Raw genomic sequence first — 10,037 nt, forward strand, 5'->3', positions numbered from 1 at the left:
CTCAATACAGCCAAGCATAATAGAAACATCTTTCTCCGAGCCTAAATCATAGCTGTAGCCTTTTGAATGTCCAGTTATATCAAGAAAAATCCAGCCAAAACATATTGGAAATGTAAATGCAACAAAACTCGTCCAGAGAAAATTCAGACAATAGATAATTTTACTTTTTATGACTATCTCCTGTAAATTACGATTATACGAGCAAACCGAGCACCTGCCCTTATCTGTAATTATACATCGCAACCCTGAAAAAGTCAACCATATATCAACATAAAAGAAAGGAAACAACAGCTATGAGCAAAATCGGATATATCATAGTTTCAACGGAACATCAGGAGACAGCGAGACAGCAGGAAATCATGTGCGACTATCAGGTTGACCGCATCTTCTCCGAGAAGCTGTCAGGAGCGAACACCGCCCGCCCTCAGCTCAGGGCTATGCTTGAATATGTGCGTGAGGGCGATACCCTCTACATTGAGAGTATCAGCCGTTTAGGACGCTCCACAAAGGGCCTGCTGAACATTATCGACACACTCACCGCCAAAGGGGTAACGCTCATCAGCCATAAGGAGAAAATCGACACCGACACGCCTGCGGGCAATTTCATGTTGACCGTGTTTGCTGCCCTCTCTCAGTTGGAGCGTGAACAGCTCAAACAGCGACAGCGTGAGGGCATCGAGATCGCTAAGGCACAGGGCAAATACACAGGACGGAAGCCCATTGAGATCGACTGGACGAGGTTCGGTCAGCTTTATGAGAAATGGAAGTCCAAGAGCATCACAGGCAGGGACTTTATGCGGAGAATGGGCTTGTCAGCTAACACTTTCTATCGCCGTGTCAGGGAGTATGAAGCGGAACACGGCATTACCGAGCCTACCTCTGCTTGAAAGCCACCTCAGACGAACGGAAACGCCCCTCAGAGCCGTCCGAGCCTGCGGAGCGGAAAACTAACCGTCTGAAAAGAAAAGACCTGAGAAGTGCTTGTGTGAGCAAATCTCAGGCCTTTGTGAGTTATTCAGTTCCAAAAGGGTATGCTGTCATTGTGGCGTGCACCATAATGATGATATGGACTTGTGCGGAACGGTTTGCAGGTGTTCCAATAGACTACGGGCAAGTAGCACACATCAATATTGTGCCTTAACGAAATCTTAACACCGTAACCGTAATCTTAACAGCACTTTAACCGCTCATGTGATATAATAAAGCTATAATTTGAACGAGAGGTGTACGATGTTACATAAAAATAGAGTAAAAAACAGAACTCATATGACTTCATTTCGGGTCATCATTATCAGTTTCTTTTGCCTAATTCTGGTAGGTTCGTTGCTTTTGATGCTGCCGATCTCATCAAGGCAGCGGTGTGTGACTTCATTCCCTGATGCAATGTTCACAGCCGTTTCAGCTACCTGTGTGACTGGACTTGTTGTAAAGGATACTGCTACATACTGGTCTCTGTTCGGGCAGGCGGTCATTCTGATGCTAATTCAGATCGGAGGTATGGGCGTTATCACCGTCGGGCTTGCGATCATTAGAGCATCAGGGCGGAAAATCGGTCTGTGGCAGCGCAGTACGATGCAGGAATCCATCTCCGCACCGCAGGTAGGCGGTATTGTGAAGCTGACAGGCTTTATCCTTAAAACATCACTTATCATAGAGATGATCGGTGCGGCTTTGCTTGCACCCGTTTTCTGCAATGATCTTGGTTTCGCTAAGGGACTGTGGTATTCCTTGTTTCACAGCATATCGGCTTTTTGCAATGCAGGCTTTGATCTGTTCGGCATAAAAGAACCGTTCTCATCGCTGACCTTTTACCACAGCAACATCTATCTCAATATCATCATTATGCTGCTAATTATTACGGGAGGCATCGGCTTTCTCGTCTGGGGCGATATCGGAACACACAAGCACAGGATCAGGCGCTACTCTCTGCAAAGCAAGGTCGTACTGATGACATCTGCTGTCTTGATCGTTCTGCCTGCGCTGTATTTCTTCTTTTTTGAATATGACCATGGGACTATCCATGACCGGACGATCCATTCACTGTTTCAGTCTGTCACAACACGAACCGCAGGCTTTAACACAACTGATCTCGCTGCTATGGATGAATCAGGTACAGCCATTATGGTCATTCTTATGCTTATAGGTGGTTCTCCAGGTTCCACCGCGGGCGGTATGAAAACAACGACTTTTGCTGTTCTGTTACTTTCTGCGATCACAGTGTTTAGCCGCAGAAATGATGTGCAGTGCTTCAAAAGAAGAATATCAGACGAAACTGTCCGCAGTGCAGGCGCTGTTTTGTTTATGTATCTTGTATTGTTCTTTACAAGCGGTGTCATTATCAGCAGAGTGGAAAATCTACCGCTGCTGACCTGTCTGTTTGAAACAAGCTCAGCTATCGGTACTGTAGGGCTGTCACTCGGCATTACAAGCAGTCTGTCTGCTGTATCCCGTGTGATACTGATGATACTTATGTTTTTCGGGAGAGTCGGCGGACTGACACTCATTTATGCAGCTCTGCCGTCGGCGGACAGTCAGAATTCACGCTTACCGCTTGAAAAAATATCCGTAGGATAAGGAGTCTTATATATGAAAACAGTTTTAATTATCGGAGTAGGTCAATTCGGCAGTCACATTGCCAGACGCATGGAGGAGCTTCGGTGTGAGGTCATGGCAGTAGATGAAAATGAGAAGCATATCAACGATATCCTGCCTTATGTGACCAACGCAAGAATCGGTGACAGCACCAATGAGGAATTTCTCCGTTCGCTTGGTGTAGGAAACTATGATGTTTGTATCGTTGCCCTCGGCAGCCGGTTTCAGTCCTCTCTGGAAACAACGTCTTTGCTCAAGGAGCTGGGGGCAAAGAAAGTCATATCCCGTGCGACAAATGATGTACAAATGAAATTCCTGCTTAAAAACGGAGCCGATGAGGTTGTCTATCCTGAGAAGCAGATGGCACTTCGCATCGCTACAAAATATGCATCAGACAGCATACTCGACTTTATTCACTTGGATAACAATTACTCGATCTACGAACTGAAAGTACCAAAGGACTGGTTCGGAAAGTCGCTTTCACAGATCGATATACGAAAGAAATTCAAGATCAATATTCTGACGATCAAACGCGGAGAAGAGGTATTTATCCCTGCATCGGACACTGTAATTAAAACTGATGACATCGCATTTGTCATAGGTGAGATTCGGGATATCCAGAAATGTTTCAGAATTTAGGAGATGATCGTGTGAGAGATGTTCTGCTTGCACTGTCTGTAGGAGCAATGTTTCTCTACGGCTTTTATATTATGAAAAAAGAGATGAATTCATCGAGGAGATACAAAAGAGCAGCCGTGGACACAACCTGTCAGAAGATGATGTTGACGAACACAAAAGTGATATATTATAATAACAAGGGTGATTCTTATGACTGCTAATTCTATAAAAAGCTCTAAAGCATTTTCTGTGTTCAAAGACTCCGCTATATGTCTTGTGGTGCTGACAGCCGCAACACTTGCCGGATACGTATTCAAAGCCTTTCAACTTGCCGATGCGGACATTATCATGCTGTATATTATTGCTGTGCTTGTGATATCCATTTTTACATCAAAGATGTATTTCTGCCTGATATCATCATTCGTAGGAGTAGTGCTTTTCAACTGCTTCTTCACCTATCCTGAGTTTTCTCTTTCAGTTCACGATGCAGGCTATCCTGTCACATTTGTGACGATGTTTATTACAGCGTTCATTGCAGGAACGCTTGCCAATAAGCTGAAACGCAATATCCTGATCGCTGAGCAGAATGCCCGTGAAAAGGAGGAGGCGGCACTTTTGGCACAGAATGAACAGCTTAGAGCTAATATGCTCCGTTCCATATCCCATGATCTCAGAACACCACTGACCTCCATATCAGGCAATGCCAGTACGCTCATTTCCGGCGGCGATACGCTTGATGAATCAACACGTCAGCAGATATACACGGATATTTATTCCGAATCAATGTGGCTTATCGAAATGGTGGAAAATCTTTTATACGCTACACGAATTGAGGACGGCAGAATGCAGCTCAATATCTCGGTAGAGATACTTGATGACATTGTTCAGGAGGCTGTCAGACACACCAAACGCACTTACCCAAAGCGAAATATCATCGTTGATATGTATGACGAGATAATCCCCGTTATGGCAGATGCGAACCTTATCGTACAGGTCATAGTCAATCTTATGGATAATGCTGTCAAGTACAGTGATGAGGATTCTGATGTTACCGTCAGTGTGCGCCGAGAAAATGCGTATGCTGTTGTGATATCCGTGTCCGATCACGGCACTGGCATCTCCGATGAAGAAAAAGAAAAGGTATTTGATATGTTCTATACGGGCGGCAGCCGTTCCTCAGACAGCAGAAGAAGTCTGGGGCTGGGGCTTGCACTGTGCAGGTCAATTATTACTTCACACGGCGGTACTATATCTGTCAGCGACAACATACCAAACGGTACAGTTGTCAGCTTTACTCTGCCAATAGGAGAGGTCGATCTAAATGAATGAATATCTTGTTCTGGTGGTGGAGGACGACAAGCCTATCAGAAATCTTATTACAACTACTCTTAAAATGAATGACTATCGCTTTATTACTGCTGTCAGGGGCAATGAAGCGATCATGCTCAGTGCTTCGCATAAGCCTGATATTATCATACTTGACCTTGGACTGCCTGATATTGACGGCGTTGAGGTGATAGAGCATATACGCACTTGGAGCGATGTTCCTATCATCATAGTCAGTGCAAGGAGCGAGGACAGGGACAAGATAACAGCCCTTGACAAAGGTGCAGATGATTACCTGACAAAGCCTTTCTCTGTTGACGAACTTCTCGCAAGGCTCAGGGTGATACAAAGGCGGCTTATGAAGTCCGAAAACATCTCGGTCACGGAGTTTGTCAATGGCAGATTACGGATAGACTATGTTTCGGGCTGTGTTCACCTTGATGATGAAGAACTTCACCTGACACCGATAGAATACAAGCTGCTTTGCCTGCTTGCCAAGAATGTCGGCAAGGTGCTGACGCATAAGTACATTATCCAAAGTGTATGGGGAACTCCTGCGGATAACAGCGAAGCCTCCCTGCGTGTATTTATGGCTACCCTGCGAAAAAAGCTGAGTGACAGCAGTCAGGCGCTGATACAAACACATATCGGTATTGGGTATCGTATGATGAAATTATAGTTTTAGGGAGCAGTACAAAGCAGACACTTTATTTGATGATCTGTATCGCCTTCAATGGCTGCAAAAACAATTGAACTGATTTTTTCTAAAGGAAAAAAGGGCAATGCCTTCCACTCACGGAGGACATTGCCCTTTTCCTTATGCTGTGAATCTCCTACATCATAGTTGCACCGTCCTTGAAGCCGACTTTGTAGGCTGCTCTCATCTCAGCAGCGGCAGTATCGCTCACGCAGTCAAGTATCTGGTGGAATATATCAATCTGCTCCTCGCTGAGTGAGTTTTCAAACGGTATGCAAAGAGCATTGAACTCATCTGAGAACTCAGCGGGGTGAATTTCACCCTGTCTATAATTATACATCGCATCGATCATTTGTATCTGTCCTTTCGGTTTTATTGTGTAAAACCAACCGTCCAAATTTTACCGAATAATCGTTGCTAAGGTGTTGCTTATGGCACACCACTCAGTAACTCTGTAACCGAATTACATACTATGATGCGTTTTTTGGAATACGACTTTTTGAAAGATCCTGGACTAAGCAGTTTCGACAACTGGGTAACGGTATTCGGGGAACAGAAAACAGAATGGGAGCTTACTCCTGCCGGCAACAAATTCAAGGAACGCACCCGAATCGCCAACTATACAGGCTTGCCGGAAATGAAGTATCATATTGAGAACATCGAAGCAACAGAGTTTCAGAAAACGCTTGTACAGGAGTTGTCAGACAGAGCCGATGACGTGCAAAGTGGAAATGATCCTGTATAATAAAACTTGACACATAAGCCACAAGGGAATAAAATAGAAAAAAGGAAAAATGGAGGATACGAAGATGTCAAAGAAGAGAGAATACGACAAGGAATACAAAGTGCAGGCGGTCAAGTTCGCCAAAAACCTTGGATCAGCAAAAGCAGCAGCAGAGGAGCTGCAAATTCCTGTCAACACGCTGTACGGCTGGATACAAAAGGTAAAGAGCCATTGTGCATTCCGACCGTGGCAGCCAGTATACCAGTGCTGCATATCGGGCAGTCATTCAAAAATATGGCATTGTGCAGAGCATGAACCGTGCGGGAGGAAGATGCCATGATAATGGGAGATGTGAAAGCATTTGGGCAAGGATGAAAGAGGAATTGTTTTATCATCGGGGCAGAAAGACAAAACATTACACAATGGAGGAACTGAAATTCATGGTCTGGCGGTATTTCATGAGTTACTGGAGCAACCGCAGGATCTGCTCGGCGATTGGTGGTATTCCATCAGCTGTAAAACGGCAAAGATTCTACGCAATGGTTGCCGTTGCCCGCTTCGCTTCATAATCCTTGTTGGAAATGTGTCAAGTGTTATTGACAATTTCAAAATGAGCCACTGCACATAATGCAATAGCTCATTTTCATATATTCCAAATCAACCTAATTGTTCTACAAATCTTGCAAATGCTTCTTTTCCTTGTTTATCTCTCTTAAATACTCCGGCATCTTCAAGTACCTGCTCAAAAACTCTGCCGACTTCATAACGAATAATCTCTATTGCATTATCAGCGTTAAAATCAGAATATTTTTTTAGAATTTCACTTGCCCAAATTGCATGAGATGCAATTTTATCATCTGTAGCAATCTCTTTGCTGGACAGCATTGCATCTTTTAAAAGTGTCAGTTCATCTGCTAAACGCGCCGGAAGAACAGCAAGTCCCATCACTTCAATCAATCCGATGTTTTCTTTTTTGATATGATGTAATGTAGGATTCGGATGGAACACACCTAACGGTCTTTCTTTCGTTGTAACATTGTTTCTCAATACCAAGTCGCATTCAAATCCAGAAGAAGTTGCTCTTGCAATTGGAGTAATTGTATTATGCAGAATTCCGTCTGTTTCTGCAAAAATTCCAACCACTTCATCCGTATATGCTCTCCATTTTGATAAAATATCAGCACATGCAGCTGCCAAAGCCGTCCTATTTTTTGAAGAAAGACGTATCACAGACATCGGCCATTTTACAATGCCGGCACTAACATTCATATAATTTTTCAAAAGAAATGTTCTTTCAATCGGTGCTTTTGCCATTGCAAAATTATAATTGCCGCCTTGAAAGTGCTCATGCGTTAGAATGGAGCCGCCTACAATAGGAAGGTCTGCATTTGAACCGATAAAATAGTGTGGAAATTGCTCAACAAAATCAAACAGTTTATTGAATACCTGTGCATTGATTGTCATAGGAATATGCTGTTTATTAAAGACGATGCAGTGTTCATTATAATATTCATAAGGAGAATACTGCATGAACCAATCTTGGCTGTTGATATTCAACTTTACCGGACGAAGATTTTGTCTTGCAGGGTGTGTCTGGTGACCTGCGAATCCCATATTTTCAACACAAAGCTGACATTGAGGATAGGTTGATTTTTTTTGCAATTTAGCAGCAGCAATATCACGAGGATCTTTCTCTGGCTTAGAACGGTTTATAGTAATGTCAAGTGTTCCATATTCTGATTCATATGTCCACTTTAAATCTTTCGCAATTCTTTCAGCACGAACATAGTTCAGGCTTTTACTAAAAGCATAGTACCATTCTGTAGCTGCTGATGGCGAAGCAGAATATTTTCTTTGAAATGTGGCATTAACTTCTCTCGGCATAGGTGTGAAAACACCCATAACTCTTGTATCGAATAGATCACGTTGTACAGAAGTGTCTTCAATGATTCCTGCCTTTACTGCATAGTCGATCAGGGGTTCAAGAAGTTCTTCAATATTTCCCGTGAGTGGTTCTTTATCATTCCAGTCAGTCAGTTTTAGTATATCCATGAGCTGATTTCTAACAACGAAAATATCGTCATCTGTAATCAAATCAGCTTCTATTGCATGACGGATTAATCCGTTTATTGCCCTGTATATCATGATAACACCTCTTTTCAAAAACCATCTGGATGATTCTTATGCCAATTCCATGCGTCAGATATAATTTCTTCAAGGCTATCGTGTACAGGATTCCAGCCAAGAATTTTTCTTGCCTTTTCACTGGAAGCCACCAGTCGTGCAGGATCTCCGGCACGCTTTGGCGTTTCAATTGCCGGAATCGGGTTCCCTGTCACTTTTCTTGCTTTATCAATTACTTCTTTTACGGAATAGCCGACACCATTTCCAAGATTGAAAATATTGCTTTCGTTTCCGTTTTTTAAGTACTTTACAGCGAGAATATGTGCCTGAGCCAAATCGGTAACATGGATGTAGTCTCTGATACAAGTTCCATCAGGCGTATCATAATCTGTTCCATAGATGGAGATACTTTCTCTCTTTCCATTGGGGACTTGAAGAATCAAAGGAATCAAATGACTTTCCGGATTATGAGCCTCGCCGATTTTACCTGATTTGTCTGCTCCGCAAGCATTGAAATAGCGGAGAGAAACGTATCTTAGACCATGAGCTTTTGAAGTCCAATAGAACATCTTCTCCATAGCAAGTTTGGTTTCACCATATGGATTGGTTGGCTGTGTTCTGTCTGTTTCAAGAATCGGAATATTTTCCGGTTCCCCATAGGTGGCAGCGGTTGAGGAAAATACAATTTTATCAATATGGTGTTCAACCATGGAATCCAAAAGAATTTTTGTTCCGCAGAGATTATTGTCGTAATACTTGAGTGGATTGACAACGCTTTCTCCAACAAGAGAATATGCTGCAAAGTGAATCACTGCATCTATCTGTTCGTTTTCAAAAATATTATCCAGAAACGCCTTGTCATGCAAATCACCCAGATAAAATTTCGCATCTTTCGGAACAGCTTCGATGTGTCCGGTTGCAAGATTGTCTGCAATAATAACGCTTTCTCCGGTGCGAATCAACTCTAAAGCTGTGTGAGAACCGATATATCCTGCACCGCCTAAAACAAGTATACTCATTATTTTTCTCTCCTATTATTTGATTTCAATACCGCCAAACGGTCTGATTGTCATAATGTAGCACGAATTTTGTCCAAATATTCTGTCCATTTCCGATCTATATGCATTGACAAGATCATTTGGTACAAATGCCTGAACAGTCCCTGCGAAACCACCTCCGTGAACTCTTACAGCACCCTTGCCTTTTAATATTCGTTTCCCCGCCATAATTGCAAGTGGAATCCCTTGTTCCGTTGGCTTTCTACATGAGTATAAATTTTGCAGATAGTTCATGGAGGAATCTCCTGATTCGTTTACAAGCGTGAGAAAATCCTCAAATCTGTTGTTTTTGAGCGCTTCCGTTTCTGCCTTTGCACGATCATTGTCGCCAAAAAAGTGAATTGCACGCAAGATAGCTCTGTCAGAAATCTTCTTTTTAATATCAGGGAGATTATCCCAAAATTGATTTTCATCAACTTCACGAAGAACCTTTTTGCCGAAATATTCTGCAACTTCGTCCATTTCTGTACGAACGGCTACATAATCCTCTGTCAAATCAGAATGATCTCCTTTGGTGTCTGTGATGATCAATGCATAGCCGGTTTTTGAAAGGTCAAAATCAATTTTTTGGATACTTGGATTTTGAATGTTTTGAAAATCAAGAAAAACAAATCCACCAACGGAGCAAACCATCTGATCCATCAATCCGCTTTTCTTGCCAAAATAAAAGTTTTCTGCATATTGTCCGATTTTTGCGATTTCTACTGCACCAATCTGATTGTGATTGTAATAGCTGTCAATTGCCGTTGCAATCAATGTTTCAAATGCAGCAGAAGAAGAAATACCGCTTCCAGCAAGTACATTTGAAGTTGTATACATATCAAATCCGGAAATTTCTACACCGAAATCCTTAAAGCGAGCTGCAATCCCTCTGACAATTTCAGAAGAACCTTTTTCA

Annotated in this window: 14 protein-coding genes; 9 read left to right on the forward strand and 5 right to left on the reverse strand. The window is 42.7% G+C overall.

Annotated elements, in window-relative coordinates:
• A partial coding sequence (locus ACLU24_RS13800; protein ID WP_412613251.1) for a hypothetical protein occupies positions 1-243 on the reverse strand: 243 nt, incomplete at its 3' end.
• Positions 244-293: 50 nt separating this feature from the next.
• On the opposite strand from ACLU24_RS13800, the gene ACLU24_RS13805 reads away from it, so the two are divergent.
• The 6 genes from ACLU24_RS13805 to ACLU24_RS13830 all read left to right on the forward strand — a co-directional run bounded on the left by ACLU24_RS13805 (position 294) and on the right by ACLU24_RS13830 (position 5,215).
• On the forward strand, positions 294-887 hold the full coding sequence (locus ACLU24_RS13805; protein WP_046414999.1) for a recombinase family protein: 594 nt from the start codon (positions 294-296) through the stop codon (positions 885-887).
• Positions 888-1,230: 343 nt separating this feature from the next.
• Positions 1,231-2,574, forward strand: coding sequence for a TrkH family potassium uptake protein (locus tag ACLU24_RS13810; protein WP_412567732.1), 1,344 nt, complete (start codon positions 1,231-1,233; stop codon positions 2,572-2,574).
• Between the two features lie 12 nt (positions 2,575-2,586).
• On the forward strand, positions 2,587-3,231 hold the full coding sequence (locus tag ACLU24_RS13815) for a potassium channel family protein (RefSeq protein ID WP_412421629.1): 645 nt from the start codon (positions 2,587-2,589) through the stop codon (positions 3,229-3,231).
• Positions 3,232-3,242: 11 nt separating this feature from the next.
• Entirely contained in the window at positions 3,243-3,431 is a 189-nt protein-coding gene (locus tag ACLU24_RS13820; protein WP_412613254.1) for a hypothetical protein, read from the forward strand.
• Positions 3,421-4,539, forward strand: a complete 1,119-nt coding sequence (locus tag ACLU24_RS13825) for a sensor histidine kinase (RefSeq protein ID WP_412419944.1) — start codon at positions 3,421-3,423, stop codon at positions 4,537-4,539. The genes ACLU24_RS13820 and ACLU24_RS13825 overlap by 11 nt, the downstream gene beginning before the upstream one ends.
• The gene (locus ACLU24_RS13830) at positions 4,532-5,215 is read left to right on the forward strand and encodes a response regulator (protein WP_412256827.1); all 684 of its coding nucleotides are present in this window, start codon (positions 4,532-4,534) and stop codon (positions 5,213-5,215) included. Before ACLU24_RS13825 ends, ACLU24_RS13830 begins: the two co-directional genes overlap by 8 nt.
• Positions 5,216-5,369: 154 nt before the next feature.
• Here the strand turns inward: ACLU24_RS13830 and ACLU24_RS13835 are convergent, their stop codons facing one another.
• Complete coding sequence (locus ACLU24_RS13835) at positions 5,370-5,585, reverse strand: DUF6809 family protein (protein ID WP_412419946.1); 216 nt, start codon at positions 5,583-5,585, stop codon at positions 5,370-5,372.
• 147 nt (positions 5,586-5,732) lie between these two features.
• On the opposite strand from ACLU24_RS13835, the gene ACLU24_RS13840 reads away from it, so the two are divergent.
• The 3 genes from ACLU24_RS13840 to ACLU24_RS13850 all read left to right on the forward strand — a co-directional run bounded on the left by ACLU24_RS13840 (position 5,733) and on the right by ACLU24_RS13850 (position 6,585).
• Positions 5,733-5,978: a hypothetical protein gene (locus ACLU24_RS13840; RefSeq protein ID WP_412419948.1), complete on the forward strand. Its 246-nt coding sequence runs from the start codon at positions 5,733-5,735 to the stop codon at positions 5,976-5,978.
• Positions 5,979-6,042: 64 nt separating this feature from the next.
• Positions 6,043-6,297 (forward strand): transposase, encoded by a 255-nt coding sequence (locus ACLU24_RS13845; RefSeq protein ID WP_412421630.1) that lies wholly within the window; start codon positions 6,043-6,045, stop codon positions 6,295-6,297.
• 21 nt (positions 6,298-6,318) lie between these two features.
• Positions 6,319-6,585: a hypothetical protein gene (locus ACLU24_RS13850; RefSeq protein ID WP_412421631.1), complete on the forward strand. Its 267-nt coding sequence runs from the start codon at positions 6,319-6,321 to the stop codon at positions 6,583-6,585.
• 29 nt (positions 6,586-6,614) lie between these two features.
• Here the strand turns inward: ACLU24_RS13850 and ACLU24_RS13855 are convergent, their stop codons facing one another.
• The 3 genes from ACLU24_RS13855 to ACLU24_RS13865 all read right to left on the reverse strand — a co-directional run.
• Positions 6,615-8,102 (reverse strand): UDP-glucose--hexose-1-phosphate uridylyltransferase, encoded by a 1,488-nt coding sequence (locus tag ACLU24_RS13855; protein ID WP_412613258.1) that lies wholly within the window; start codon positions 8,100-8,102, stop codon positions 6,615-6,617.
• Positions 8,103-8,116: 14 nt separating this feature from the next.
• Entirely contained in the window at positions 8,117-9,100 is a 984-nt protein-coding gene (gene galE, locus ACLU24_RS13860; RefSeq protein ID WP_412420437.1) for a UDP-glucose 4-epimerase GalE, read from the reverse strand.
• A 15-nt stretch (positions 9,101-9,115) separates the two neighbouring features.
• A partial coding sequence (locus ACLU24_RS13865) for a galactokinase (RefSeq protein ID WP_412613259.1) occupies positions 9,116-10,037 on the reverse strand: 922 nt, incomplete at its 5' end.

Source organism: Pseudoruminococcus sp., assembly GCF_047012705.1.
Classification (GTDB): domain Bacteria; phylum Bacillota; class Clostridia; order Oscillospirales; family Acutalibacteraceae; genus Pseudoruminococcus.

Excerpts from the sequence above, each read along its gene's own strand:
- ACLU24_RS13805 (WP_046414999.1), top strand. The coding sequence starts at position 294 with ATGAGCAAAATCGGATATATCATAGTTTCAACGGAACATCAGGAGACA.
- ACLU24_RS13810 (WP_412567732.1), top strand. The coding sequence starts at position 1,231 with ATGTTACATAAAAATAGAGTAAAAAACAGAACTCATATGACTTCATTT.
- ACLU24_RS13815 (WP_412421629.1), top strand. The coding sequence starts at position 2,587 with ATGAAAACAGTTTTAATTATCGGAGTAGGTCAATTCGGCAGTCACATT.
- ACLU24_RS13825 (WP_412419944.1), top strand. The coding sequence starts at position 3,421 with ATGACTGCTAATTCTATAAAAAGCTCTAAAGCATTTTCTGTGTTCAAA.
- ACLU24_RS13830 (WP_412256827.1), top strand. The coding sequence starts at position 4,532 with ATGAATGAATATCTTGTTCTGGTGGTGGAGGACGACAAGCCTATCAGA.
- ACLU24_RS13835 (WP_412419946.1), bottom strand. The coding sequence starts at position 5,585 with ATGATCGATGCGATGTATAATTATAGACAGGGTGAAATTCACCCCGCT.
- ACLU24_RS13845 (WP_412421630.1), top strand. The coding sequence starts at position 6,043 with ATGTCAAAGAAGAGAGAATACGACAAGGAATACAAAGTGCAGGCGGTC.
- ACLU24_RS13855 (WP_412613258.1), bottom strand. The coding sequence starts at position 8,102 with ATGATATACAGGGCAATAAACGGATTAATCCGTCATGCAATAGAAGCT.
- galE (WP_412420437.1), bottom strand. The coding sequence starts at position 9,100 with ATGAGTATACTTGTTTTAGGCGGTGCAGGATATATCGGTTCTCACACA.